Source organism: Rodentibacter myodis, from assembly GCF_001999305.1.
GTDB classification, from domain to species: Bacteria; Pseudomonadota; Gammaproteobacteria; order Enterobacterales; family Pasteurellaceae; genus Rodentibacter; species Rodentibacter myodis.
This window is the reverse complement of sequence record NZ_MLHQ01000010.1, coordinates 13239-39065: the sequence shown is the minus strand read 5'-3', so window position 1 is coordinate 39065 and position 25827 is coordinate 13239. Positions and strand designations below refer to the sequence as shown.

General features: G+C 39.5%; 24 protein-coding genes. 15 read left to right on the top strand and 9 right to left on the bottom strand.

From position 1 onward, the window contains the following. Positions 1 to 86: 86 nt before the first annotated feature. Positions 87 to 578 (top strand): C40 family peptidase, encoded by a 492-nt coding sequence (locus BKL49_RS03905; RefSeq protein WP_077423318.1) that lies wholly within the window; start codon positions 87 to 89, stop codon positions 576 to 578. Between the two features lie 99 nt (positions 579 to 677). Here BKL49_RS03905 and metF read toward each other — a convergent pair whose 3' ends face one another. Next, positions 678 to 1562, bottom strand: coding sequence for a methylenetetrahydrofolate reductase (gene metF / locus BKL49_RS03900; RefSeq protein WP_077423317.1), 885 nt, complete (start codon positions 1560 to 1562; stop codon positions 678 to 680). 296 nt (positions 1563 to 1858) lie between these two features. Between metF and rplM the strand changes: the two genes are divergently transcribed. The 4 genes from rplM to BKL49_RS03880 all read left to right on the top strand — a co-directional run bounded on the left by rplM (position 1859) and on the right by BKL49_RS03880 (position 3972). Continuing rightward, entirely contained in the window at positions 1859 to 2287 is a 429-nt protein-coding gene (rplM, locus tag BKL49_RS03895) for a 50S ribosomal protein L13 (protein ID WP_005628896.1), read from the top strand. Between the two features lie 16 nt (positions 2288 to 2303). Further along, positions 2304 to 2696 carry a 30S ribosomal protein S9 gene (rpsI, locus tag BKL49_RS03890; protein ID WP_005631594.1) on the top strand — a complete coding sequence of 131 codons (393 nt, stop codon included), beginning with the start codon at positions 2304 to 2306 and terminating at the stop codon, positions 2694 to 2696. Between the two features lie 188 nt (positions 2697 to 2884). Further along, positions 2885 to 3523 carry a stringent starvation protein SspA gene (gene sspA, locus BKL49_RS03885; RefSeq protein ID WP_077423316.1) on the top strand — a complete coding sequence of 213 codons (639 nt, stop codon included), beginning with the start codon at positions 2885 to 2887 and terminating at the stop codon, positions 3521 to 3523. Next, positions 3523 to 3972 (top strand): ClpXP protease specificity-enhancing factor, encoded by a 450-nt coding sequence (locus BKL49_RS03880; RefSeq protein WP_077423315.1) that lies wholly within the window; start codon positions 3523 to 3525, stop codon positions 3970 to 3972. The genes sspA and BKL49_RS03880 overlap by 1 nt, the downstream gene beginning before the upstream one ends. Positions 3973 to 4068: 96 nt before the next feature. Here BKL49_RS03880 and iolG read toward each other — a convergent pair whose 3' ends face one another. From iolG to iolD, 3 genes are read right to left on the bottom strand one after another with little or no spacing between them, the layout of a single operon-like run. Beyond that, a complete protein-coding gene (iolG, locus tag BKL49_RS03875; protein WP_077423314.1) occupies positions 4069 to 5091 on the bottom strand; it encodes an inositol 2-dehydrogenase in 1023 nt (340 codons plus the stop codon). Position 5092: 1 nt separating this feature from the next. Then, positions 5093 to 5989, bottom strand: coding sequence for a myo-inosose-2 dehydratase (gene iolE / locus BKL49_RS03870; RefSeq protein WP_077423313.1), 897 nt, complete (start codon positions 5987 to 5989; stop codon positions 5093 to 5095). Positions 5990 to 6020: 31 nt separating this feature from the next. Next, positions 6021 to 7961: a 3D-(3,5/4)-trihydroxycyclohexane-1,2-dione acylhydrolase (decyclizing) gene (gene iolD / locus BKL49_RS03865; protein ID WP_077423312.1), complete on the bottom strand. Its 1941-nt coding sequence runs from the start codon at positions 7959 to 7961 to the stop codon at positions 6021 to 6023. Positions 7962 to 8228: 267 nt separating this feature from the next. Between iolD and BKL49_RS03860 the strand changes: the two genes are divergently transcribed. Next, on the top strand, positions 8229 to 9635 hold the full coding sequence (locus BKL49_RS03860) for a sugar porter family MFS transporter (RefSeq protein WP_077423311.1): 1407 nt from the start codon (positions 8229 to 8231) through the stop codon (positions 9633 to 9635). Positions 9636 to 9663: 28 nt separating this feature from the next. Continuing rightward, complete coding sequence (locus BKL49_RS03855; RefSeq protein WP_077423310.1) at positions 9664 to 11574, top strand: bifunctional 5-dehydro-2-deoxygluconokinase/5-dehydro-2-deoxyphosphogluconate aldolase; 1911 nt, start codon at positions 9664 to 9666, stop codon at positions 11572 to 11574. 453 nt (positions 11575 to 12027) lie between these two features. Here BKL49_RS03855 and BKL49_RS03850 read toward each other — a convergent pair whose 3' ends face one another. Beyond that, positions 12028 to 13536: a CoA-acylating methylmalonate-semialdehyde dehydrogenase gene (locus BKL49_RS03850; RefSeq protein ID WP_077423309.1), complete on the bottom strand. Its 1509-nt coding sequence runs from the start codon at positions 13534 to 13536 to the stop codon at positions 12028 to 12030. A gap of 208 nt (positions 13537 to 13744) precedes the next feature. On the opposite strand from BKL49_RS03850, the gene iolB reads away from it, so the two are divergent. Then, the gene (gene iolB / locus BKL49_RS03845) at positions 13745 to 14572 is read left to right on the top strand and encodes a 5-deoxy-glucuronate isomerase (RefSeq protein ID WP_077423308.1); all 828 of its coding nucleotides are present in this window, start codon (positions 13745 to 13747) and stop codon (positions 14570 to 14572) included. Between the two features lie 105 nt (positions 14573 to 14677). Beyond that, positions 14678 to 15511, top strand: a complete 834-nt coding sequence (locus BKL49_RS03840) for a MurR/RpiR family transcriptional regulator (protein WP_077423307.1) — start codon at positions 14678 to 14680, stop codon at positions 15509 to 15511. A 91-nt stretch (positions 15512 to 15602) separates the two neighbouring features. On the opposite strand, the gene BKL49_RS03835 is transcribed toward BKL49_RS03840, so the two are convergent. Continuing rightward, positions 15603 to 17048, bottom strand: coding sequence for a catalase (locus BKL49_RS03835; RefSeq protein ID WP_077423306.1), 1446 nt, complete (start codon positions 17046 to 17048; stop codon positions 15603 to 15605). Positions 17049 to 17340: 292 nt separating this feature from the next. On the opposite strand from BKL49_RS03835, the gene pstS reads away from it, so the two are divergent. The 6 genes from pstS (at position 17341) to phoR (ending at position 23067) form a co-directional block, all read left to right on the top strand. After that, positions 17341 to 18366 carry a phosphate ABC transporter substrate-binding protein PstS gene (gene pstS, locus BKL49_RS03830; RefSeq protein WP_208607797.1) on the top strand — a complete coding sequence of 342 codons (1026 nt, stop codon included), beginning with the start codon at positions 17341 to 17343 and terminating at the stop codon, positions 18364 to 18366. A 53-nt stretch (positions 18367 to 18419) separates the two neighbouring features. Then, entirely contained in the window at positions 18420 to 19367 is a 948-nt protein-coding gene (gene pstC / locus BKL49_RS03825) for a phosphate ABC transporter permease subunit PstC (RefSeq protein ID WP_077423304.1), read from the top strand. A 2-nt stretch (positions 19368 to 19369) separates the two neighbouring features. Continuing rightward, positions 19370 to 20209 (top strand): phosphate ABC transporter permease PstA, encoded by an 840-nt coding sequence (pstA, locus tag BKL49_RS03820; RefSeq protein WP_077423303.1) that lies wholly within the window; start codon positions 19370 to 19372, stop codon positions 20207 to 20209. A gap of 5 nt (positions 20210 to 20214) precedes the next feature. Then, positions 20215 to 20985 (top strand): phosphate ABC transporter ATP-binding protein PstB, encoded by a 771-nt coding sequence (gene pstB / locus BKL49_RS03815; protein WP_208607796.1) that lies wholly within the window; start codon positions 20215 to 20217, stop codon positions 20983 to 20985. Positions 20986 to 21067: 82 nt separating this feature from the next. Further along, positions 21068 to 21760 (top strand): phosphate regulon transcriptional regulator PhoB, encoded by a 693-nt coding sequence (phoB, locus tag BKL49_RS03810; RefSeq protein WP_077423301.1) that lies wholly within the window; start codon positions 21068 to 21070, stop codon positions 21758 to 21760. Between the two features lie 2 nt (positions 21761 to 21762). After that, positions 21763 to 23067, top strand: a complete 1305-nt coding sequence (gene phoR, locus BKL49_RS03805) for a phosphate regulon sensor histidine kinase PhoR (RefSeq protein WP_077423300.1) — start codon at positions 21763 to 21765, stop codon at positions 23065 to 23067. A 38-nt stretch (positions 23068 to 23105) separates the two neighbouring features. Here phoR and phoU read toward each other — a convergent pair whose 3' ends face one another. The 3 genes from phoU to BKL49_RS03790 form a co-directional block, all read right to left on the bottom strand. Further along, positions 23106 to 23807, bottom strand: coding sequence for a phosphate signaling complex protein PhoU (gene phoU / locus BKL49_RS03800; protein ID WP_077423299.1), 702 nt, complete (start codon positions 23805 to 23807; stop codon positions 23106 to 23108). A 190-nt stretch (positions 23808 to 23997) separates the two neighbouring features. Next, positions 23998 to 25026 carry an ABC transporter substrate-binding protein gene (locus tag BKL49_RS03795; protein ID WP_077423298.1) on the bottom strand — a complete coding sequence of 343 codons (1029 nt, stop codon included), beginning with the start codon at positions 25024 to 25026 and terminating at the stop codon, positions 23998 to 24000. Continuing rightward, complete coding sequence (locus BKL49_RS03790; RefSeq protein ID WP_077423297.1) at positions 25008 to 25823, bottom strand: ABC transporter ATP-binding protein; 816 nt, start codon at positions 25821 to 25823, stop codon at positions 25008 to 25010. The genes BKL49_RS03795 and BKL49_RS03790 overlap by 19 nt, the downstream gene beginning before the upstream one ends. Positions 25824 to 25827 lie beyond the last annotated feature (4 nt).

Here is a 25827-nt window from a genome sequence, read left to right as displayed (position 1 = left end):
TTTATTTTATTCCTGCATATATCATCAATAGAATGAAAAAAGTGCGGTTATTTTGACCGCACTTTTATCCTTTTTAGGGCTATAAAATGAGGCGAATGAAAGCATTATTAGTTATTTCAAGCATAATGATGTTATTTGCTTGTTCTTCGGGAAAAATAAACCAAGAAGACTATGCAATTAATTATAAAGGACAAATTAATGATCCGATTATGGCAATCACGTTGTTAAGCGAGCAACAATACGAATGGGCCGGAACACCTTATGTATTAGGTGGGAAATCCCGTCAAGGCGTGGATTGTTCGGGGTTTGTTCAGAAAACTTTTTTTGACCGATTTAATATTGATTTACCTAGAACCACAAAGGATCAAGCAAAATATGGAAAATTAGTTCATAAAGAAGATATTCAAACCGGAGATTTAATTTTCTTTAAAACAGGGCGAGGGCCGAATGGTTATCACGTGGGAATTTATGTGAAAGATGATAAATTTCTTCACGCGTCCACAAAAGGTGGGGTGATTTATTCTTCAATGAATTCCCCCTTTTGGCGTAAAACCTTCTGGCAGGTAAGACGAATTTAGAAATCAAATCATTTCAATGGATTAATAATGGACGCTAAGCGTGATCAGCGTAGCGTCCTTAATTTTTAGCAATTATTCATTATGCAGTTCGCACATAACTTAGATTTTAGGGCGAACACCTAACATATGGCAAATAGCATAAGTGAGTTCACTACGGTTAAGCGTGTAAAAATGGAAATCCGTTACGCCCTCGCTAGATAAAATTTTCACCATATCCATAGCGACACTGGCTGCGACAAGGTTTCGTGTTGCAGGATCGTCATCCAACCCTTCATAGGCTTTTCCCAGCCAAGCAGGAATTTTCACATTAGTGAATGAGGCCATTTTTTGTAATTGTTTGAAATTGGTTACCGGTAGAATACCCGGCACAATTTCAGCTTCAATGCCAATAGAAGCACAGCGATCACGGAAACGTAGATAGCTATCAATATCAAAGAAAAATTGTGTAATGACGTGATTCGCACCCGCATCAATTTTTCTTTTCAAATTAATTAAGTCTGCTTGGGCGGATTTTGCTTCAGGGTGAACCTCCGGATAGGCAGCAACGGAAATATCAAAATCAGCCACAGAACGGAGTAGTTCAACAAGATCAGCGGCATAAAAAGGTTTTTTTTCATAACCTTTAGGTTCATCACCTCGTAATGCAACAATATGACGAATACCGTTATTCCAGTAATCTTGCGCAATTTGTTTTAATTCTTCCGGCGAGGCATCAATGCCCGTTAGATGTGGGGCTGCGACCAATCCGGTTTCTTGTTTAATGGCTTTTACAATGCTGTGGGTGCGATCGCGTTCACCGGAATTTGCGCCATAGGTGACAGAAACAAATTTCGGTTCTAATACTTTTAGGCGATGGATGGAGTCCCAAAGCATATTTTCCATTTTTTCATTTTTAGGCGGGAAAAATTCAAAAGAGACATTAATTTTTTTGTTAAAGTCGGCAATGTTTTGATTTAAATTATTAATTTCTTTTGCGTAGCTCATTGTTTGTTTCCTATATAGCGTGATTTGTCGCTCTAAAATAAAGTAACTTTATGGGCGAGTCAATTTGAATAAATTCATTGAAATCATTAATTCGACTAATACACACTTTATCAACTTTTTTGCATAAAAAGTTAGCATTTGTTAGAAAAATATGTATAATGCACCGACCCTGTAAATGCACGAATTCCCATCGTGCATTATTTTATCGAGATCGCACTCGAAGGGGTGAGGATTAAGATTAATGGTTGCGTTCATCAAGAACGCTGGGTATCAAACTAATTTTTGGTAATTAATTAATGAAAACTTTTGTAGCAAAACCGGAAACGGTTAAACGCGACTGGTACGTAGTAGATGCGACAGGTAAAACTTTAGGTCGTTTAGCGACTGAATTAGCACGTCGCCTTCGTGGTAAACACAAGGCTGAGTACACTCCACACGTAGATACAGGTGATTACATCATCGTTATCAATGCGGATAAAGTGGCGGTAACCGGTCGTAAAGAAACAGATAAACTTTATTACTGGCACACCGGCTATGTAGGTGGCATTAAACAAGCGACTTTCAAAGAGATGATCGCACGCCGTCCTGAAGCTGTGATTGAAATTGCGGTTAAAGGTATGTTGCCAAAAGGTCCATTAGGCCGTGCAATGTTCCGTAAATTAAAAGTATATGCAGGTGCTGAACATCAACACGCTGCACAACAACCACAAGTTTTAGATATTTAATCACGAGGTTTAGGATATGGCAGAGAATCAAAACTACGGCACAGGTCGCCGCAAAAGCTCTTCAGCTCGTGTATTTATCAAACCGGGCAGTGGTAAAATCACGATCAACCAACGTGAATTAGACGTTTACTTCGGTCGCGAAACTGCGCGTATGGTAGTGCGTCAACCTTTAGAATTGGTTGAATTGACTGATAAATTAGACCTATACATCACTGTTAAAGGTGGTGGTATTTCAGGTCAAGCGGGTGCAATCCGTCACGGTATCACCCGTGCATTGATGGAATACGATGAAACCTTACGTCCAGCACTTCGTGCTGCAGGCTTCGTTACACGTGATGCACGTCGCGTTGAACGTAAAAAAGTGGGTTTACACAAAGCACGTCGTCGTCCACAATATTCAAAACGTTAATTTTATTTTCGTTTCAAAAAAAGCAGAGAGAAATCTCTGCTTTTTTTGTGCCTTATCAACAGTAAAACTGTTCATAACCTACTGAATATAAAGCAAAAATAAGATTTCTTTGGCTTTTTAAAAGTTCTTTGTGGTAAAATAGTGAGCTTTTAAAATCTATCATCTAATTTGAATCTTCGGAGGAATCAATGTCTAACGCATCAAGTAAACGTTCTATCATGACACTTTTTTCAAATAAGGATGACATCTACTGCCACCAAGTGAAAATTGTTCTCGCGGAAAAGGGCGTAGCTTATGAAAATGAAGAAGTTGATCCGCACGCTTTATCGGAAGATTTAATGGAATTAAATCCTTACGGTACTCTCCCAACTTTAGTTGATCGTGATTTAGTTTTATTTAATTCACGCATTATTATGGAATATCTTGATGAGCGTTTTCCACACCCACCACTTATGCCTGTTTACCCAATTGCACGAGGTAAAACCCGCCTTTTAATGTTAAGAATCGAACAAGATTGGTATCCAACTTTATCAAAAGCAGAGAAAGGAAACCAAGCAGAGAGAGCAGCTGCCTTAAAACAATTAAAAGAAGAATTATTGGCTATTGCGCCTATTTTTCAACAAACACCTTATTTTATGAATGAAGAATTTAGCTTAGTCGATTGCTATATTGCCCCATTATTGTGGAAATTAAAACAATTTGGTGTAGAGTTTACCGGTGCAGGCAGTAAAGCATTAAAAGGTTATATGGATCGTGTGTTTAGCCGTGATTCATTCTTACAATCAGTGGGAGAGGCTGCCCCTAAAAATTTAATGGATGATAAATAATGGACTATAAATCTTCGCCAAAACGCCCTTATTTATTAAGAGCTTATCACGATTGGTTGATTGACAATGATTTCACGCCTTATCTTGTGGTGGATGCGACTTATTGGGGCGTGAATGTACCGACCGAATATGTAAGAGACGGGCAAATTGTTTTAAATCTTTCAGCAAATGCTACCGGCAACTTGCAATTAACCAATGATTTTATTCAATTTAACGCCCGTTTTAATGGTATATCTCGTGAAATTTATATCCCAATGGGGGCAGCACTTGCCATTTATGCCCGTGAAAATGGTGATGGTGTAATGTTTGAACCGGAAGGGATTTATGATGAATTAAATCGAGAACCCAATACGGATCAACCCAATGATTTCACTGAAGTGGTAGATAAACCAAAGACTCCGAAAAAGAAACCTTCCACATCGGCATCACATTTAAGAATTGTTGATTAGTTTATCCGTCTAAAAGTGCGGTTGATTTTAACAATGTTTTTTAGATTAATTTGAAAAATAAAATATCCCGTAAAAGTAAATTTTACGGGATATTTATTAGATTGAAAGGCTACCAATTTCACTTAACTTAACCGCTCGCCCTTCTTCTAGCGAGCGTTTTGCTGCTATTGCAATTAACACGGGTTGTAAGCCGTCATTACCATTAACCAGAGTTGGTGTGTCATTGACGATTGCATCAATAAAACATTGCATTTCATCGGCGAAAGATTGCATATAGCGTTCCAAGAAGAAGTATTTTGGTTTTTCTGCGATGACGCCACCTTCACAGGAATAAATCGCCGTCGAATCTGTATCATTGCGAGTTTGTACCGCACCTTTAGAACCAAACACTTCCGCACGTTGGTCGTAACCATAAACCGCTTTGCGGCTGTTATCAATCACGCCCAATGCCCCGTTTGCCAATTTTAACGTGATGACGGCGGTATCAATATCGCCAGCTTGACCAATCTCAGGATTCACCAACACGCCACCGCAGGCATACACTTCGGTAACTTCACTGCCAGAAAGATAGCGAATCATATCAAAATCGTGAATAGTCATATCAAAGAACATTCCGCCCGATACTTTAACATACTCAATCGGTGGGGCATCGGGATCTCTGGACGTTACCCGAATAATATGGGGTTCGCCGATATCGCCAGCTAACACCCGTGCTTTTATCGCTTTAAAGTTATGATCAAAACGGCGATTAAAGCCCACTTGAAATTTCACGCCAGCTTTTTCTACTTCGGCTAATACTTCCTTGATCCGACCAATATCCGAATCAATCGGCTTTTCGCAGAAAATATGTTTGCCCGCTCGTGCTGCTTCAATGGAAATCGGGGCGTGGGTATGGGTTGAGGAACACACCAACACCGCATCAATTTCAGGATCTTGCAAAATCTGTCGGTAGTCTGCATAAACTTGAGCAATCCCTTTTGACGCAGCCCAAGTTGTGAGTTCATCAGTAACATTCACATCAGAAATGGCTTTGATTTCTGCCCCTTTAACATATTTGGTGAGGCTTTCGGCGTGTACTCGCCCAATTCGGCCAGCACCAATAATTCCAATTTTAAGCATATTAGACTCCTGCGGTTTGTTTAATATATTGACGGCCTTTTAAGGCATATTCAAACGGATTGGCAATGGCGGGATCTTGCTCCGCTTCCACCACCATCCAGCCTTTATAATCATATTTTTCCAACAGATCAAAAATCGGCTTAAAGTCGATCACGCCATCCCCTGGAACGGTAAAAGTGCCTTTTTTCACTCCCTGTAAAAAGCTGAGATCATTCGCTTTCACTTCGGCAACAATGTTATCTCTCACATCTTTAAGATGAACGTGAATAATGCGATGAATATATTTTTCCAGCACGGCTAACATTGCTTGTTGAGAACCTTCGGAATAATAGAGATGACCAGAGTCAAACAATAAATACACATCATCATTCACCACTTCCATATAGCGATCTATTTCCGCTGGGGTTTGAATCCCTGTTCCCATATGGTGATGCAGGCAAACTTTCATTCCTTTTTCGGCGGCAAGTTTGGCGAGTTCGTTATAGCCTTCAGCGAGAAGTGTCCAGTCTTCATCATTAAAAACAGGCTTTTGTTTAAAGACCGATTTGGTTGTGCCTTGAATGCTGCGGCTCTGTTCCGAACAACCGATCACTTTTGCCCCCATTTCGGCGAGAAAATCCCGATGTTTAATAAATTCATCAATGGTTTGCTGCTTTTTGCCGTCCACAAAGAAGGTGCTAAACCACGCATTACAAATTTGGATATGACGCAGGGCTAAGTGTTTTTTGAGTAACGCAATATCTCGGGGATATTTATTTCCCACTTCGCAACCCACATAGCCTGCCAGTGCCATTTCACTAATGCACTGTTCAAAGCTGTTTTCGCTGCCTAATTCTGGCAAATCATCATTTGTCCAACCAATTGGGGCGATCCCCAATTTGATATTTTCCGCTTTCATTATTTTCTCCTTATTGTGGTGAAATTTTGCCTTAGTAACGTCTGGCTTTGTTACGTTGCTGCACGGTATTTTGATAAGCCTGTTGGATCGCTTGCCGATCAGAAACTTCGGCAACCCCAACGTGCCACCAACAGCCATAACCGTGTGCCATTGTTTTAGGCAGCACTTTAATCTCGATCAATGTAGAAATTTTGGCGCTGCGAACCGCTTGTAAAGCGCGGTGTAATTCTTCTTCGGTGCGAACTTTATAGGTTTCACAACCATAAGCAGCAGCATTCATTGCAAAATCTATCGGAATAAGTTCGCCGTCAAGCTGTTGGGTTTGCGGATTGCGGAAGCGAAACTCCGTGCCAAAACTATCCATTCCGTGCCCGATTTGCAGATTATTGATGCAGCCATTCGCCATATTGTCAAAAAGAATGACGTTGATTTTCTTATTTTCCTGAATAGACGTAACCAATTCCGAATGCGACATCATATAAGAGCCGTCCCCTAACAAGGCGTAAACTTCCCGTTGTGGTTCGGCAATTTTAACCCCCAATGCGGCATTGACTTCATAGCCCATACAGGAATAGCCGTATTCCAAATGATAGGTATTTTCCCCTTTGGTTTGCCAAGTGCGTTGTAAATCGCCTGGTAAACTGCCAGCCGCCGCCACGATAATATCCTGTTCGCCTAAATGTTCGTTGAGAATTGCCAGCGCACGACTTTGGGTTAAACAAGATTGGGTCAATGCCATAAATTCAGCGAAGACTTTTTGGTGATTGAGGTTGTCGTTAATTTCAGGAATAAAATGTTCGCCTTGATAGGTTATCTGCTGCAAGCGGTTTAATTCTTGTGAAAATTTGTATTTGGCGGCGGCAATTTGTTCGCCCCATTGTGCCTGATAATTTTGCTGTTGCAAAAGTGCGGTCAATTTTTCTAGGGTTTCTTTCGCATCGGCGACAACTTGTACACCGTCCAGTTTATAAGCATCAAAACGAGCAATATTGATATTGAGGAAAGCAACATCGGGATGTTGAAAAATCCATTTTGAGGAAGTCGTAAAATCGGTATAACGGGTGCCAATCCCAATAATCAAATCGGCTTCTTTGGCTAATATGTTAGCAGATAAACTGCCCGTTTCGCCAATTCCGCCCACATTAAAATGATGTGCAGAAATCACCGCACTTTTGCCCGCTTGCGTTTCACCAAAAGGGATGTGGAAGGTTTCTGCAAAGCGTTTGAGTTGTTCTGCAGCTTGTGAATACCGCACACCGCCCCCACAAATAATCAGCGGTTTTTTCTTTGAACAAATCAGTTGCAAGGCGGCTTGTAGCATTGCCTCTGTGGGTGGTGTTCGCTCAATACGATGAATGCGTTTTTGTAAAAAATAGTCTGGAAAATCATAGGCTTCTGCCTGCACATCTTGCGGTAAACAAAGGGTAACAGCCCCTGTTTCCGCAGGGTCAGTTAATACTCGCATTGCATTGATACAAGCGGTCATTAGTTGCTCTGGACGTTGAATCCGATCCCAATATTTGCTGACTGCCCGAAAAGCGTCATTGGTACTTACGCTGAGATCATAAGGTTGTTCAATCTGTTGCAAAACGGGATCAGGTTGGCGAGTGGCGAACACATCCCCTGGTAAAAGAAGTAACGGAATGCGATTAGCCGTAGCCGTGGCAGCGGCAGTAATCATATTTGCCGCCCCAGGCCCCACGGACGAGGTACAAGCATAAATTTGTTTACGTTGCTTTTGTTTGGCAAAACCGATGGCGGCGTGTGCCATACCTTGTTCGTTACGCCCTTGGCGTAAAACTAATTCACCTTGATATTGCGACAGAGCTTGCCCTAACCCCAACACATTGCCGTGTCCAAAAATGGCAAAGATTCCTTCTACAAATTTCGTGGTTTTACCGTCAAACTCAATATATTGGTTATCCAAAAACTTGACTAATGCTTGAGCAACGGTTAGCCGTATGGTTTTCATCGCGCCTCTCTCCTTATTTATTTTTGATAGAAACAGTACCGCAATATATTTTCATAATCAAATATTTTGAAATGAAAATTTCAGTTTTGAGATAAAGATCACATTTTACGCAATTAAATTTCTCCATTTCTCTACGATTTACACAGAATTTTTTACCCAACATCCTAAAAAACGTGATCAGCCTCTCAAAAATAAAATTCCATATTTGATTTATTTGAAATTTTTGTTTTAATAAAGCCAATTATTCAGACGTTTTAAGGAGGCTATATGAATAAGGGACGAAAACACAATTTAGGTTATATCATCCGAATCTGTGCCGTGGCTTCACTAGGTGGATTATTATTTGGCTATGATACCTCTGTGATTTCAGGGGCAATTGATGCGTTGAAAAGTTATTTTCAACTATCGCCAGCGGAAACAGGCTGGGCAGTGTCCAATGTGGTCATTGGCTGTGTGATAGGCTCAATTTTTTCGGGCGAAATCGCTCGCCGAATCGGGCGTAAAAAAACCTTAATTATTGCCGCCGTTTTATTTACCATCAGTGCCGTTGGCTCTGCGTTGGCGGATTCCTTTTTCTGGTTTATCGTCTATCGTATGATCGGTGGCTTAGCTGTCGGCATTGCCGCGGCGATTTCACCAATGTATATTGCAGAAGTTGCCCCAAAAGATTATCGGGGAACAGCATCAGCAATGAACAATTTTGCCTTAGTCTTCGGGCAAATCCTGATCTTTTATGTGAACTATAAAATCGCACAGGGAATGACGGAAGCGTGGTTGGCGGATGTGGGCTGGCGTTATATGTTAGGCTCTGAAGTGATTCCTTGCGTTCTTTTCTGTTTGGTGGTGGGCTTTATTCCTGAATCACCACGCTGGGATGTAATGCGTAACCGTGATGATCTCGCTCTTGTTACACTCTCTAAAATTTCCAATCCGCAACACGCTAAAAATTTACTGGCGGAAATTAAAGCCTCAATGACGGTAAACGGTCAATTACAACAACAAAAAATTGATTTTAAACGGCCAGGGGCATTGTTTATTATCTTTGTCGCCTGTGCATTAGCCACGTTCCAACAATTAAGCGGTGTGAATGTGATGATGTATTACGCCCCAACCGTGCTAAAAACCATTACTGGCGATATGGAATCGGCAATGTTCCAAACTATTTGGATCGGCATCGCGCAATTAGCAGGCATCGGTATTGGTGCGATTTTGTTTGATAAATTAGGACGCTTGCCCCTAATGAAAACGGGGGCGGTTGGTGCCGCACTTGGGCTGTTGATTACCGCCTATGCAATGTACACACAAAATCCTGGCTACTTGGCACTGTTTGGAATGATCTTCTTTATGATTTTCTATGCCTTTTCTTGGGGCGTGGGAATGTGGGTGTTAATCGGCGAGATTTTCCCTAATCATATGCGAGCGCAAGGGCTATCCATTGCGGTTTCTTTTAACTGGATTTTTAACTTTGTAGTGTCGCAAAGTTTCCCAATGATGAATGAAAATCCGTATCTGCTGGAAAAATTCCACGGTGCGTTTCCAATGTGGCTATTTGCCGCCTGCTGTATCGTCGGCTTTTTCTTCCTGATTCGTTATGTGCCAGAAACCAAAGGGGTTTCCTTGGAAAAAATGGAAAGTTTATTGTTAGCCAAACGCGATAACCTCATCCAAAAATGAGTGAAAATATTTAAATAGGGGATAAAAGATGAACAAAACACTGGATTTAATTTGCTTAGGGCGAGTTGCCGTTGATTTATATGCACAGCAAATCGGCGCCCGATTGGAAGATGTCTCTTCCTTTGCCAAATACCTAGGCGGCTCTTCGGGCAATGTCGCTTACGGGACGGCAGTACAAGGAATAAAATCCTCAATGCTGGCTCGGGTGGGCGATGAACATATGGGGCGTTTTTTAAGGGAAGAATTACAACGCGTTGGCGTAGATACCAGCCATTTAATTACCGATAAGACACGTTTAACCGCATTGGTCATACTGGGAATTAAAGACCAAGACACCTTCCCTCTGATTTTCTACCGAGATAATTGTGCCGATATGGCGATCACCGAAAAGGATTTTGACGAAGATTATATCGCTTCAGCAAAGGCATTAGCGATTACTGGCACGCATTTATCCCACCCCAACACACGACAAGCGGTGCTTACTGCTTTAAATTATGCAGGCCGCAACAATACTAAACGTTTATTGGATATTGACTATCGTCCTGTGTTATGGGGATTAACCACACTAGGTGATGGTGAAACTCGTTTTATTGATTCGCAAGCGGTAACGCAATCCTTACAAGAGGTGCTACATCATTTTGATGTAATTGTCGGCACGGAGGAAGAATTTCATATTGCTGGTGGCTCAACCGATACCCTAACCGCCTTAAAAAATGTACGCCGTTGCAGCCAAGCCACCTTGGTTTGCAAACGAGGGGCACAAGGCTGCTCGGTATTTGAAGGTAACATTCCTGATGACTTAGATGGCGGCTTAAATGTTTACGGTGTACGGGTGGAAGTGTTGAACGTACTAGGGGCAGGCGATGCCTTTATGTCGGGGTTATTACGGGGATATATCAACGGCGAAGGCTGGGAACAAGCCTGCCGTTACGCCAATGCGTGCGGTGCATTGGTGGTTTCTCGCCACGGTTGCGCACCTGCAATGCCAACCAAGGCAGAACTGGACGACTACCTCGCCCGTCAAAATGAGGTGCCAAGACCCGATCTAGACGAGGGGTTGAACCATTTACATCGGGTAACGACAAGAAAAGTGCGGTGGGAAAATCTCTGTATTTTCGCCTTTGATCACCGCAAACAACTTGTGGACATTGCCGAAAAATGTAGGGCGGACATCCAGCGTATTCCTAAACTCAAACAACTCTTGTTACAAGCAGCGGAGCAAACGGCACAAGCGGAAGGCATTCATCACGGGCAAGCAGGCATTTTAGCCGACACAACCTTTGGGCAGGCGGCACTCAATGAAATCACTGGCAAAGGCTGGTGGATTGGGCGACCGATTGAATTACCCTCATCTCGTCCACTACGTTTGGAACACGGTGATTTAGGCAGCCAACTCACCACTTGGCCACAGGAACACATCGTGAAATGCTTGGTATTCTATCACCCCTTGGATAAAATCTCGCTTAAAGCAGAGCAGGAAGAATCATTAAAACAGATTTATCAAACCTGTTGCCGCAGCGGACACGAATTACTGTTGGAAGTGATATTACCAGCAGATTTACCGCAAGATGAACGCTATTATGCCGAAATTATCGCCCATTTCTACCAACTCGGCTTAAAACCTGACTGGTGGAAACTGCCTGGGCTTTCACGTTCCTCTTGGCAACAAATTAGCGACATTATTCAACGCAATGACAACCATTGTCGAGGCATCTTGGTTTTAGGCTTAGACGCCCCAGAGGATTATTTTAAATCTGTCTTTAACCAAGCTGCTGGTATGCCATTGGTAAAAGGCTTTGCGGTCGGACGCACCATTTTTGCCGAACCCTCTGCGGCGTGGTTAGCCAATAAAATCACCGATCACGATCTCATCAAGGAAGTCTCAGAACGTTATCGGCATTTAATTCGGTTGTGGCAAAATAGGCAGTTAGCAGAATAAAAAGTGCGGTTTAAATAGAATTGATCTGTCTCTTACAAGTTGGCTGCAAAGCTAGCTAGGTTAAGGGACAGATTTTTTGTGGCTGAAAAATTCTATGAACTCCATATCTGAGAAATTATTCACATTAACCCACCCTATTTGAAGAACAAAAATGTTACTTAAATTACATAATGAAAACGCGCTTAACCCCATAAATAGGCTACCAGATTATAATTGTGTTGATCTTTTCCCGAACATTTCCCATTTGACCAAAGCACTACGAAGATCAAAATCTTGCATCAACCTCTAACAAAACCAACTAAATACTCATTATTAAGAATAAAAAAACCGCACTTTGTAGAGAAAGTGCAGTTGATTTTAATGAAATTTTTTATTAAAAACATCCTAAGAAGGAATTTTATATAAAATTAACCTCAGCAACGATGAAATGTCATTATTCTGCTGATGCCTTCATTATAACGTCGGCATACTAAAAGCGGCATTTTCTAAAGTGAATTTATTCGGCCAACGTGTTGTAACGGTTTTCATCTTGGTGTAGAAACGTACGCCATCTGTGCCGTACACATTTAATGCACCGTATGCGGAATGTTTCCAGCCGCCAAAGCAATGGAACGCCATTGGAACAGGAATTGGAACATTAACGCCGACCATACCCGCTTGTACATGATAAGCAAATTCGCGTGCAGCACCGCCATCAGCGGTAAAAATTGCTGTGCCATTACCAAAAGGATGTTCGTTAATTAATTTCATCGCATGTTCAAAGTTATTCGCCCGAACAATTCCTAAAACGGGACCAAAAATTTCTTCTTTATAAATAATCATATCAGGCGTAACGTGATCAAATAAAGTGCCGCCGATAAAATAGCCCTTTTCATATCCAATCGGTTTTTTACCACGCCCATCAACGACTAACGTCGCCCCTTCTTCAACCCCTTTATCAATATAATGGGTAACATTATTTAAATGTTGTTGAGTAATTAATGGCCCAAAATCCATTTCTTTTTCACCTTCAGGGGTTATTCCTGGGCCAAAGCGTAAATTTTCAACTTTAGGTTTAAGGGCGGCAACCAATTTGTCTGCGGTTTCATCATCAATCGTTACAATTAATGGTAAAGCCATACAACGTTCGCCAGCCGCACCAAATGCTGCCCCTAATATTGCATTGACTGTGCTATCTATATCGGCATCAGGCATCACCAATCCGTGATTTTTTGCAGCACCCAAGGCTTGAACTCGTTTTCCGTGTTCCGAACCGATTTTATGTACACTGGCGGCTGCGGTGGTTGAACCGACAAAACTGACGGCTTGCACTCTTGGATCTCGTAATAACATTTCATTATCTTGGCGATCGCCGTGAACCACATTAAATACACCGTCGGGTAACCCTGCTTCTTTTAGTAATTCAGCTAAACGAATGGATAAAGAAGGATCGGCTTTTGCGGGTTTTAAAATAAAGGTATTACCACAAGCTAAAGCAATTGGGAACATCCACATTGGTACCATCGCAGGAAAGTTAAAAGGGGTAATACCGATCGTTACCCCTAAAGGTTGCATACTTGAATGAATATCGATCCCTTTGCCCGCTTGCTCTGAAAATTCGCCTTTTAATAAATGAGGAATACCACAAGCAAATTCCACTACCTCTAATCCGCGTGTGAGTTCGCCACAAGAATCAGAATAGACTTTTCCATGTTCTTCGGTAATCAAGCGAGCTAGCTTATCCCAATCACGTTGCAACAGTTCTTTAAACTTAAATAAAATTCTTGCTCGTCTTAGTGGAGAAGTCGCTGCCCAAGCAGGAAAAGCCTTATAGGCAGCTTCTGTAGCCGCATTCACTTCTTCTGCCGTACTCATTCGGACTTGGCGAATTTGTTCACCCGTTGCTGGGTTAAAAATCGGCCAAATATTCTCGCCTTTACTCTCCACTTGCTTACCATTGATGAAATTATGTACTGTTTCCATTCTTTGCTCCTTAATTTTATGGCTTAGTGAAATAACTGCATTACCACAGCACAAAATAAAATATTTATTTCAAAAAATCAAGATTAACGCCACCCTATTTGAAATAAATATTTCATTTTGTGAACTAGATCTAATTTTTGAAAAAATTTCCTAGACCAATTTATTTAAAAGCGTATGATTTTAAATATTCAGCAATTAAGGAGGGAATATGAGTTATCTATTGTCAAAATCAAGAAAAAACACGCCCTTAGAAAATGGCGAAGTACAGAAAATCACGCCAGAAAGTGCTAAATGGGAATATGTAGGTTTTGAAATATATCATCTAAAACAACAACAGAATTTAGTTTTCAATACTGAAAATACCGAAGTTTGCTTAGTTATGGTAACAGGCAAAGCCAGTGTAACTGTTGGACAACAACGGTTTCACCAAATCGGTAATAGAATGACGCCGTTCGCTAAAATTCCGCCCTATGCCGTTTATGTTCCACACAATCAAGAGATTCATCTTATTGCGGACACTGATGCAGAAATCGCAGTATGTCGGGCTCCAAGCCAAGGTAATTTACCAGTACGTTTAATTACCCCTGAACAAATAAGTGTTGAGAAAAGAGGATATGGCAATAATCAACGTTTAGTCCATAATATCTTACCAGAAACAGAAGCAGCTGATGCATTATTGGTGGTTGAAGTGTTTACAGATGAAGGTTGTACCAGTTCTTTTCCGAGTCATAAGCACGATCAAAAAAATTCCACTCAAGAAACTTATTTGGAAGAAACCTATTATCATCGTTTTGATCCACCGCAAGGGTTTGCATTCCAACGGGTTTATACCGATGATCGCTCCCTAGACGAATGTATGGCGGTTTATGATGGTGATGTTGTTCAAGTTCCGAAGGGATATCATCCCGTTGCAACGGTTGCAGGATATAACAATTACTATCTCAATGTGATGGCAGGGCCAGTAAGACAATGGCGTTTCAGTTGGGAAAAAGATCATAGCTGGATAAATACCGCTGAATATGCCAAAAAAATTTGAAAAATAAGAACTGGACGGTGATTTAGCTAGAAAATCGCCGTTCTTTTTATTATAGTTACCCCAAATGACGGTTTTCCTTTTATTCAATCGGTTGCAAAGACAAATATGGAAGAAAATGCTCGGTTAAAAGACCTGCAAAATAAAATTAGATTGCGTTATGACGACTTAAGTAAACGCTTAAAACAAGTCGCTCAATATATTTTAGATAACAGCGATAGTATTGTTTTTGATACAGTAGCCGTTATTTCAGAAAAGGCGAATGTACCGCCTTCAACCCTTATTCGCTTTGCGGCGGAGTTTGGTTTTTCTGGTTTTAATGAAATGAAACAGGTTTTTCGCGAAAGTCTTATGGAAAAAACCACCAATTATACGGAGCGATTACAACTTTCCCATAAACTGAATAAACAACACAATAACTCCGTTGAGAATATTTTATCTATTTTTTCCCAAGCCAATAGTCATGCGCTTCAGCAGCTCGCAACAACGACGAATGCTCAACAGCTTCAATCAGCAGCAAAAATTTTAAATCAGGCTAATAATATTTTTGTTATTGGATTAAAACGCTCTTTTAGTGTTGCTTGTTATCTCAACTATGCATTACAACATTTAGATTGTCGTTCCTTTGTCATTGACGGGTTAGGTGGAATGTTTGATGAACAGCTTAATCAAATTAAAGAAGGCGACGTGATGGTAGTGATCAGTTTTTCCCCTTATGCCGATGAAACCTTGAATATTGCCAATATCGCTGCGCAGAAAGGAATAAAGCAAATTGCGATTACGGATAGTCAAATCAGCCCTTTACTGTCCTTTAGCGATATTTCGTTTATCATTAAAGAAGCACAAGTGCTGGGATTTCGTTCTCAATGCTCAACAATGGCGTTAGTGCAAACCTTGGCGATTAGCGTAGGATTAGAAAAAGAGTTAACCCAAATAGAATAAAAGTGAAATCAAATTTATATAAATTTAGCATAATTATGTTTTATCAATAAAAAAATGCCAAGATTTTGATTTCTTGGCATTTTAATTTTTATTATTTCGCTAATTTATTTCGAATTGCATTTGCTAATTCCATACTCACTTTTTCAAAGTGGGCTAATTGTTTTTCAACCACTTCTGGTGCGGTAACTTCAGAAAGGCTCGCCGCAAAGTTGCCTGCTAAACGATCTTTTTCTTCGCAAGTGAAAATATTGTACAACGCAGCCGGTTGAGAATAGTAGTCTTCATCGTATTCACGGAAATCAAAATGCGCCGCTTCACGTTCAATTTGTAATGGTACTTGATCGTGGGTTGGTACATAGGTTTCAAAACGATTAGGAGCATAGTTCGGATTGTTACCACCATTATTATCGATACGCATTGCACCATCACGATGTGTGGTGTGGTATGGACATTTTGGTGCATTTACCGGAATTTGGTGATGATTTACGCCTAAACGATAACGTTGTGCATCTTGGTATGAGAATAATCGACCTTGCAACATACGATCCGGCGAGAAACCGATTCCCGGTACGATATTGCTTGGTGCAAATGCCGCTTGTTCGACTTCAGCAAAGTAGTTTTGCGGATTGCGGTTTAATTCCAACACACCAACTTCAATCACAGGGTAGTCTGAATGTGGCCATACTTTTGTTAAATCAAAGCTGTAATTGTGTTTGTGTGCATCGGCTTCCGGCATAATTTGTACTTGCACCGTCCAACGTGGGAATTCACCACGTTCAATCGCTTCATATAAATCTTGTTGGCTGGATTCACGGTTCACACCAATCACTTTTGCCGCTTCTTCATTGGTATAGAATTTGTGACCTTGCTGAGTTTTAAAATGGAATTTCACCCAGAAACGCTCATTCGCTTCATTCACAAAGCTATAAGTGTGGCTACCATAACCATTCATATTACGTAAACTTTTTGGAATACCGCGATCAGAGAATAATGTCATAATTTGGTGCATTGATTCAGGGTGGCGAGACCAGAAATCCCACGCTGCAGTGGCATCACGTAAGTTGGTTTGTGGATTGCGTTTTTGGGTGTGAATAAAGTCAGGGAATTTTAATGGATCACGAATAAAGAATACCGGCGTATTGTTACCCACTAAATCCCAGTTACCTTGTGAGGTATAGAATTTCAATGAGAAACCGCGTACGTCACGCTCGGCATCTGCCGCACCACGTTCACCGGCAACGGTTGAGAAACGTACTAAAACTTCTGTTTGAGTACCCGGTTTGAATACGGCTGCTTTCGTGTATTTTGTAATATCGTTCGTTACAGTAAATGTACCGTAAGCTGCAGAACCTTTGGCGTGAACAACACGCTCAGGAATACGCTCACGGGCAAAGTGGGCGAGTTTTTCTTGAAACCATACATCTTGTAACATTAAAGGCCCACGTGGACCGGCTGACATTGTGTTGTCATTATCCACAACCGGCGCACCGGCTGCGTTCGTTAAGGTTTTATGATCAAAAGGACATTTTGCTGTCATAGTTGCTTCTCCAATTAGTTGAGGGGGAATAAATTTAAGGCGGATTATAGAGGTGGCCTAAAATTTCATCAAACTATTGATTTAATAAAATTAGACTATTGATATTTAATTATTGATAGGTGTTTTTTTGATAAGGAAACAAAAGAAAAATCAACCGCACTTAATGACTAGGGAAAGGGCAAAGTGCGGTTGATTTTTACAAAGTTTTTTAAATTGTGTCATATTTCTGAAATATTTTTTTGTTACCTTAATGCCTGTGATAATTCACTCATCTAAAACAGGAGACTATAGTATGAAAAAAATACGTCATATTGCACTTACCATATTGTCCGCTTTTGCGGTGAATCAAGCGGCTCAAGCTGAGACAACTGTTACAGGTGCAGGAGCATCTTTTCCTCAACCAATTTATGTTCAATGGGCAATGAACTATAAGACTGAAACCGGAAATCAAGTAAACTATCAATCGATAGGTTCTTCCGGCGGTGTTAAACAAATTATTTCTAGAACCGTTGATTTTGGTGCCTCCGACTCGCCAATGAAAGAAGATGATTTAATCAAGAATAATTTGATTCAATTTCCAACTGTTATTGGGGGAGTGGTTCCGGTTGTGAATATTGAAGGTATTAAACCAGGACAATTGAAATTAACCGGTGAAGTATTGGCTGATATTTATTTAGGTAAAATTACATATTGGAACGATGCAAAAATTCGTGTTTTAAATCCAGACTTAAATTTACCTGATGCTCGTATTACAACCGTATTTCGTGCCGATGGTTCGGGTACCAGTTTCATTTTTACAAACTATTTAAGTCAAGTCTCTACAGATTGGAAAGAAAAAGTAGGTGTTGCTAATACGGTAAAATGGCCAACGTCAGCTAATGGTGCAGCAGGAAAAGGAAATGAAGGTGTTTCAATCTATGTGAGGAGAGTTAAAAATTCTATTGGTTATGTAGAATATGCTTATGCTAAGCAGAACAAGATGTCTCACGTCCAGTTAAAAAATACTGCAGGTAATTTTGTTCAGCCTTCTCAAGAAAGTTTTGCGGCTGCCGCCAATGTTGATTGGGATAAAGCCAAAGGATTTAGTTTAGTATTGACCAATCAATCTGGAGAACAAGCCTGGCCATTAGCTGCTGCAACTTTTATTTTAGTTCCAAAAGAAGGAGCGGATAAACAAAAAATGGAAACCGTACTTAATTTCTTTGATTGGGCATACTCAAAAGGGAACGAGCAGGCTGCAAAATTAGATTATGTGCCACTACCTGATAAGGTGAAAGAGCTTGTACGTCAAGAATGGAAAAAAATGAATTTAAAATAAAATAGATTTTATCCCTTCCTTCATAGAAGGAAGGGTAGTTTAAAGGATGCATTATGACACTTTCTCAAAAACTCAGGCAGCAAGCCTTTATTGACTTGTTGTTTGTCAATACAACTCGTTTCTTTGCTTTGCTTGTATTAATCAGTCTTGGTGGTATTTTGTTTTCATTAGTAGTCGGTGCTTACCCGGCAATGCAACAATTCGGTTTGTTTTTTTTTACCTCAAGTGAATGGGATACCGTACAGGGCCAATATGGTGCGTTAGCACCGATTTATGGTACGTTGGTTACCTCGGTAATTGCATTAATTATTGCGGTCCCAGTTAGTTTTGGTATTGCAGTATTTTTGACTGAACTATGTCCTATCGTTCTTCGTCGTTCATTAAGTGTTGCTATTGAGTTATTAGCCGGTATTCCTTCAATTATTTATGGTATGTGGGGACTATTCGTTTTTGCACCTATTTTCTCTGATACCATTCAGCCTTTTATGATAGATCATTTTAGTGATATTCCATTAATTGGTATATTGTTTGATGGTATGCCGATGGGCATCGGATTATTTCCGGCCGGATTAATTCTTGCCATTATGATTATTCCCTATATTGCCTCTGTCATGAGAGATGTGTTTGAAGTAACGCCGGCAATGTTGAAAGAATCTGCCTATGGTCTGGGGTGCACTCGCTGGGAGGTAATTCGTTACATTGTTTTACCTTATACAAAAGTGGGTGTGATTGGTGGCATTATTCTTGGATTGGGGCGGGCTCTGGGAGAGACAATGGCGGTAACTTTTGTTATTGGAAATACATTTAATATGAGTGCTAGTCTAAATAATTCCGGTGTATCTATTACTTCAGCATTAGCCAATGAATTTGCAGAAGCCGTGGATCCAATACATCTCTCTTCTTTACTTTATCTAGGATTAATTTTATTTATCATTACTTTTATCGTATTGTGCTTATCAAAATTAATGTTATTAAGAATGACTCAATATGAGGGACACTAGCAATGAAATGTTCGTTATATAGACACCGCAGGTGGGTTAGCCATATTTATTTAACTTTAGCATGGGTGATGATGGGATTTGGTTTATTTTGGCTGGGGTGGATTTTTTATACATTATTAAGTTATGGTCTTGATGGATTTGGAATTCATCTTTTTAGAATTGATACTCTACCACCGGAAGCGGGTAGTGGTTTACGCAATGCTATTTGGGGAAGTTTGCTTATTACGTTATTTGGTTTGTTTATTGGTACGCCGATAGGGATTCTGACCGGTATATATTTAGCTGAATTTGGGCGTTATAGTAAAGTTGCCGCTACAACGAGATTTATGAACGATATTCTGCTTTCTGCGCCCTCAATTGTTATTGGTTTGTTTATTTATGGTATTTTTGTTGTCAAGCAAGGCCATTTTTCCGGTTGGGCTGGCTCGTTAGCATTATCACTGCTGGTTGTTCCCGTCGTTGTGCGTACAACAGAAAATATGTTGAAATTAGTTCCAAATAGTTTACGGGAAGCCGCTTATGCTTTAGGTGCGCCGAAATGGAAAATGGTATCAATGGTCACGTTAAAAGCCGCTAAAACCGGGGTATTGACGGGAATATTACTGGCATTTGCTCGAGTATCAGGCGAAACAGCACCATTGTTATTTACTGCATTAAATAACCAGTTTTTCAGCTCAGATATGAGTCAACCGATTGCAAATTTACCTAATGTTATTTATCAATTTGCAATGAGCCCTTATAAAGATTGGCAATCATTGGCTTGGGCCGGCGCATTATTGATCGCGTGTACGGTGCTATTTGCCAATATCGGTGCAAGAGTTTTAGGTCGTAAAAAATATTAAGGAAAATGAGGAATATGAATACAAAGACAAAAATTTCAGCTCAAAATTTAAATTTCTATTATGGACATTTTCATGCATTGAAAAATATTAATATGAATATTTTAGAAAAAAAAGTTACGGCCTTTATCGGACCTTCAGGTTGTGGTAAATCTACTTTGTTGAGGATATTTAATCGTATGTATGATCTCTATTCTAATATGCGTGCGGAAGGGGAACTACGATTGGATGGGAAAAATATTTTAGAATCAACGGTTGATGTTAATTTATTACGTGCGAAGGTTGGTATGGTATTTCAAAAACCGACACCTTTTCCAATGTCAATTTATGACAATGTAACTTTTGGAGTGAAGCTTTACGAAAAATTAAATAAAAGTGATTTGGATGAGCGAGTAGAATGGGCGTTACGTAAATCTGCATTATGGACGGAAGTAAAAGATAAATTAAAACAATCCGGCACTTCATTGTCCGGTGGGCAACAGCAGCGATTATGTATTGCTCGGGCTATTGCCTGTCAACCGGAAGTATTATTACTTGATGAGCCTACTTCTGCATTAGATCCGATTTCAACTGCCTATATTGAAGAATTGATTTCAGAGTTGAAAAAAGATTATACCATTGCGATTGTAACTCATAATATGCAACAAGCCGCTAGAGTTTCTGACATGACAGCCTATATGTATCTTGGTGAATTGATTGAAATGGGTGATACTAAACAAATCTTTACTAAACCAAATCGTAAAGAAACCGAGGACTATATTACAGGTAAATTTGGTTAAATAATCTTAAAATTGACCGCACTTTCATTTCGTTTTAATTAAATGGCAGTTGGTTTGGTAAATGTGTTTAGGAGAAAGTCATATGTCTAAAGCTAATATTCTTGTAATAGAAGATGAAACATCAATTATGACATTAATTCAATTTACTTTAGAACACGCAGGATTTGATGTGCGTTGTGCTGAAAATATACGGCAAGCAAGAAAATTAATAAATGAGCAGCTTCCAGAACTTATTTTACTGGATTGGATGTTACCCGACATTTCAGGTATAGAATTTATCAAAGAGTTGCGTGCAAATAATCGTACACAATATTTACCGATAATTTTACTTACTGCCCGTGCAGATGAAACGGATAAAGAGCAAGGGTTAAATATCGGTGCAGATGATTATGTAACCAAACCTTTTTCTCCTCGAGAATTAATTGCAAGAGTCAAGGCATTTTTACGCCGTCATCATCCGCATAAAACTGAGCAATTGATAGAAGTAAAAGGATTGAGTCTTGATCCGGTTAATAAGGTTGTGGTTGGTAATGGCATAACTCTTGGTTTAGGAGCGACAGAGTTTCGACTTCTTCATTTTTTTATTACACATCCTAATCGTTTGTATAGTCGTAGTCAGTTACTGGATTTTGTTTGGGGAGATCATATTTTTATGGAAGAACGAACAATTGATGTACATATTCGCCGATTACGCCAAGCGCTTGAACCGGCTAAATTAGAGGGATTATTGCAAACAATAAGAGGTTCGGGTTATCGGTTTAATGTGGAAAACTAGATATGGCAGTCTTTTTATCGGCATTGTTGCGTTTTATTTTTTTACTAGGCCTTGTCGCCGGTGTAAGCTATTTAGTGGCCGGATGGGAAATATTATGGATATCCATTTCTGTTGTATTATTATACTGGATTATCTATCAACTGATTTATTTAAAACGACTTATTTGTTGGCTTAATAATCAACAAAATGAACTACGTGGGAGCGGCGTTTGGAGGGATATTTTTGATAAAATTCTCACCATGCGTAAAGCCAGCCAAAAACGTAAAAAAGAACTTTTTACTTCAATAACGCGTTTTAATCAAGTAATTGATGTTATTCCAAACGGCATTATTATTTTAAATGATGGACGCATTGAATGGTTTAACTCACTAGCTTGTAAACATCTCAATCTTGATTATCAAAATGATCTAAATGGTATTTTAAAAAATCTTATTCGGTTACCTAAATTTCAACAGTTTTTACAACAAGATATTGATAATCAACCATTGAACCTAAAATTAAGTTTTCCTAATGGAGATTATTTTAAACGCATTATACAAATTAGTCGGCTACCGTTTGAAAAAGATAGCGAGTTATTGATTACTCAAGATATTACAAAAAAAGAGCAATTGGAGGAGACGCAAGTTACTTTTGTGGCTAATGTTTCCCACGAATTACGAACACCTCTCACTGCAATCACCGGATTTATTGAAACTTTATTGGACATACCCGATTTATCTTTTGAACAACGCCAACAATTTTTGTTGCTAATGAAAAAAGAAGGACAGAGAATGCTGAGTGTGTTGTCTGATCTGTTAACGCTCTCACGTTTAGAACGTGGTCAATCGACAGACCGTAAATATCAACGATTTAATTTGTCTGAAATGATAGAACAAGTAGTAGAAGCTACAAAAAATTTTTCCCAAGGACAACATCATTTTATTGTTGATATTACCCCTAATCTGTATTTTTCAGGTTTAGAAGCAGAACTATATAGTGCATTCAGCAATCTCACATTTAATGCTGTTCGCTATACTCCGGAACAAGGTTTGATTACAATCTGTCTCTGTGCTTTGGACGCAAGTAAAATCGAATTTTCAGTTACCGATACCGGAGTTGGTATTGCTGCCGAACATATTCCACGCCTAACCGAACGTTTTTATCGGATTGATGACGCCCGTTCCCGTCAAACCGGGGGAACGGGACTGGGCTTGGCTATAACCAAATTTGCTTTAGCAAAATATAATGCAAAATTAGATATTTATAGCGAAGTAGGTAAAGGAAGCTGTTTTAAGACCATTTTACCTAAGTCAACGACAGATAATTAGTGGGCACTTTAACTATAAATATCGTATTAAGGAAAGGATTATTTTAAATTTGACGCTATTTCATCAAGTGGCTTATGACGAATATCAACGCCTCTAACCAAGTAAACCACATGTTCAGCCATGTTTTTGGCATGATCGCCTATTCGTTCTACCGCTTTATTCATCATCATTACATCAATCCAGGTACTAATATTTTTAGGCTCTTCAAAAATATTAGTCATCAATAGACGTAATTGATTACGATAATCGATATCTAATTTTTCATCGGACAATCTTAACTCAATAGCCGCTGTTTCATCTAAACGGGCAAATGCATCTAGTGCGCGGCGGACCATTGTGAATGCCATATCTAAAATACGATGTGTATCATACAAACCGGAAGATGAGATTTTATTATTCATCAAGAGATAATTGGTATAATTTGCGATTTTCTTCAATTCATCGCCAATACGTTCCAAATCAACAATCATACGGGTAGTGGTTAATACGAAGCGAAGATCACCGGCGGCTGGTTGACGACGAGCAATGATTGTTTGACAATGGTCATCAATCAATTCTTCCATTTCATTGATTTTTTTCTCACTTTCTAATACTTCTTTTAGTCTTTGAGGATTAGCTTGACTAAGACTTTGTAAAATAATCTGAAGCTGCTGTTCAATAATTCCGCCCATCTGCATTACTTCGGTACGAACATCTTCTAACTCTTGATTGAAATGTGATGAGATATGTTGGTTTTTCATAGATATTCCTTCAAAAAATAAATTAATAGTTCGATTAGAGTATAGTCAATAAATGTGTCAAAAATGTGACAATTCTTAGAAAACTCATATTTTATAAGTAATTAGGCAATTTTAGTTGAAAACGTATAGTATTTTAAAAAACTCTGCCTTTTAACCATTCATTCGTAAAAAACGAAGAGGTTTTGACAAATTATTTCAAGGGAGGAAGACCGTTGAGAATTTGTTCGGCATTTTTTAAGCTTAAATCATAGTGGTAGTATTTTTTGTAAAAGTTTTGTGTTTTCTCCACCATATCAATGTCTTTAAATAAATTTGGGTGGAAGAGTTTTACTGCCCATAATACCTGTAATGCTTCTTCAGCACTATAACGATCCCAAGGGAAAGTACCGGTTGGATTGACGAAAACACGTTTATTTTTTACCGCACTTATGCTTTGCCAGTTTGGATCTTGTAAGATTTTGTCCACTCCGGCTTTAGCATCGGTACTGCCTACAATAATAATATCGGGATCGGCGTTTAATACATCTTCCATTCCGATTTCAACTAAATTTTTTTGCTTCAAAAAAACGTTACGACCGCCTGCTTTGCGTATCCAATCACCAATAATAGAGTTTCCCCCATCAATTTTTAATACGTTGTTTCCGCTGGAAATATGAAGCACGCTCGGCTTATTTTCTTCTTTTAGTGCGCTCGTGCGTGATTTTACAAAAGCAATATTACTTTCTAATTCTTGAATGTATTTCTGTGCGATTAGCAAGGCACTACCACCAAGCACATCAGCTGTGATTTTGATGTTTTTTTTCAAGCCCTCAAAATCTTGAAAATCAACTAAAACAACTTTCATTCCGGCTTGTTGAAGTTCTTCCGCCATTTTAGCATTAGAAAGTAACACGACTTGTGGATTACGTTGTAACAATTCTTCTATTTGTATAGTTTGACCATTGGTCAATGCCGGCACATTTTTGATGTTTGGATAGACTTCGCTAAACCAAGGATTCTTTTGGATTACATTGGTGGTAGCGACCAATTTATCGGCGCCTCCCAACAATAAGACGATTTGATTATTTGCGTGCCATAAATCTGCTAAACGGGTGATTTGATCGGGAATTTCAATTTGATTTCCCTTTGTATCCTGCACGATTTTGGCATCAACCGAGAGACCTAAACAGAGATTGAGGGAAAGCGCGATAAAACCTATTTTTAAGATTCTGTGTAACATAATTTCTCCTGAAGGTGAGTGATAGCACAAATTTGACGTTGTAATTCCGGTACGTTTATCACACGTAAATCCGTGTGATAAAGTGCGGTCAGATTTTCTTGTGTAAGAATATCAGGGGCTGAACCGCTTTGTAATTTACCTTGTTCGTTTAAAATTGCTACGCAGCTATGTGGCAGCGCATTATGTAAAAGCATAGGATAATCGGGATTATGCGTTGTCATCACAACGCTAAACCCCAACTGTGATAAGGATTTAATAAGTGTCAGTGTTTTAAATACGTTCGCATAATCAAGCATAGAAGTCGGTTCATCGAATAAGATTAATTTCGGCTGTTGTACTAAGATACGCGCCAAATTTACTAATTGTTTTTCACCACCGCTCATTTGCATATATACCTTATCGGCAAAATGGCTGATACCAAGTTTATCCAATGCCTGATCTACCAAGGCAAAATCTGTCTCATCGGGTTTGTCAAACACGCCTAAGTGGGCAGCACGTCCCAAAACTACGTAATCACGCACTTTATATTGATACGTTTGTGGGCTGTATTGCGACACATAGGCAATTTTTTGTGCGATCTGTTTTGACGTTAAATTATATAAAGGTTGATTTTCTAATAAAATTTGACCGCACTTTGGTGTGAGTAACCCTGCAATACAGTTGAGTAAAGTGGATTTTCCACAACCGTTTGCACCGAGAATTGTCAATAATTGCCCTTGTTGAAGTTGTAAATTAACACCGTTTATCAAAGGATGTTTCGGACTATACTCAAAATGTAAATTTTGTATCTGTAACATTTAT

What these genes read in the sequence shown, in the direction of transcription:
- BKL49_RS03905 (WP_077423318.1), top strand. Translation starts at nt 87, where the DNA reads ATGAGGCGAATGAAAGCATTATTAGTTATTTCAAGCATAATGATGTTA.
- metF (WP_077423317.1), bottom strand. Translation starts at nt 1,562, where the DNA reads ATGAGCTACGCAAAAGAAATTAATAATTTAAATCAAAACATTGCCGAC.
- rplM (WP_005628896.1), top strand. Translation starts at nt 1,859, where the DNA reads ATGAAAACTTTTGTAGCAAAACCGGAAACGGTTAAACGCGACTGGTAC.
- rpsI (WP_005631594.1), top strand. Translation starts at nt 2,304, where the DNA reads ATGGCAGAGAATCAAAACTACGGCACAGGTCGCCGCAAAAGCTCTTCA.
- sspA (WP_077423316.1), top strand. Translation starts at nt 2,885, where the DNA reads ATGTCTAACGCATCAAGTAAACGTTCTATCATGACACTTTTTTCAAAT.
- BKL49_RS03880 (WP_077423315.1), top strand. Translation starts at nt 3,523, where the DNA reads ATGGACTATAAATCTTCGCCAAAACGCCCTTATTTATTAAGAGCTTAT.
- iolG (WP_077423314.1), bottom strand. Translation starts at nt 5,091, where the DNA reads ATGCTTAAAATTGGAATTATTGGTGCTGGCCGAATTGGGCGAGTACAC.
- iolE (WP_077423313.1), bottom strand. Translation starts at nt 5,989, where the DNA reads ATGAAAGCGGAAAATATCAAATTGGGGATCGCCCCAATTGGTTGGACA.
- iolD (WP_077423312.1), bottom strand. Translation starts at nt 7,961, where the DNA reads ATGAAAACCATACGGCTAACCGTTGCTCAAGCATTAGTCAAGTTTTTG.
- BKL49_RS03860 (WP_077423311.1), top strand. Translation starts at nt 8,229, where the DNA reads ATGAATAAGGGACGAAAACACAATTTAGGTTATATCATCCGAATCTGT.
- BKL49_RS03855 (WP_077423310.1), top strand. Translation starts at nt 9,664, where the DNA reads ATGAACAAAACACTGGATTTAATTTGCTTAGGGCGAGTTGCCGTTGAT.
- BKL49_RS03850 (WP_077423309.1), bottom strand. Translation starts at nt 13,536, where the DNA reads ATGGAAACAGTACATAATTTCATCAATGGTAAGCAAGTGGAGAGTAAA.
- iolB (WP_077423308.1), top strand. Translation starts at nt 13,745, where the DNA reads ATGAGTTATCTATTGTCAAAATCAAGAAAAAACACGCCCTTAGAAAAT.
- BKL49_RS03840 (WP_077423307.1), top strand. Translation starts at nt 14,678, where the DNA reads ATGGAAGAAAATGCTCGGTTAAAAGACCTGCAAAATAAAATTAGATTG.
- BKL49_RS03835 (WP_077423306.1), bottom strand. Translation starts at nt 17,048, where the DNA reads ATGACAGCAAAATGTCCTTTTGATCATAAAACCTTAACGAACGCAGCC.
- pstS (WP_208607797.1), top strand. Translation starts at nt 17,341, where the DNA reads ATGAAAAAAATACGTCATATTGCACTTACCATATTGTCCGCTTTTGCG.
- pstC (WP_077423304.1), top strand. Translation starts at nt 18,420, where the DNA reads ATGACACTTTCTCAAAAACTCAGGCAGCAAGCCTTTATTGACTTGTTG.
- pstA (WP_077423303.1), top strand. Translation starts at nt 19,370, where the DNA reads ATGAAATGTTCGTTATATAGACACCGCAGGTGGGTTAGCCATATTTAT.
- pstB (WP_208607796.1), top strand. Translation starts at nt 20,215, where the DNA reads ATGAGGAATATGAATACAAAGACAAAAATTTCAGCTCAAAATTTAAAT.
- phoB (WP_077423301.1), top strand. Translation starts at nt 21,068, where the DNA reads ATGTCTAAAGCTAATATTCTTGTAATAGAAGATGAAACATCAATTATG.
- phoR (WP_077423300.1), top strand. Translation starts at nt 21,763, where the DNA reads ATGGCAGTCTTTTTATCGGCATTGTTGCGTTTTATTTTTTTACTAGGC.
- phoU (WP_077423299.1), bottom strand. Translation starts at nt 23,807, where the DNA reads ATGAAAAACCAACATATCTCATCACATTTCAATCAAGAGTTAGAAGAT.
- BKL49_RS03795 (WP_077423298.1), bottom strand. Translation starts at nt 25,026, where the DNA reads ATGTTACACAGAATCTTAAAAATAGGTTTTATCGCGCTTTCCCTCAAT.
- BKL49_RS03790 (WP_077423297.1), bottom strand. Translation starts at nt 25,823, where the DNA reads ATGTTACAGATACAAAATTTACATTTTGAGTATAGTCCGAAACATCCT.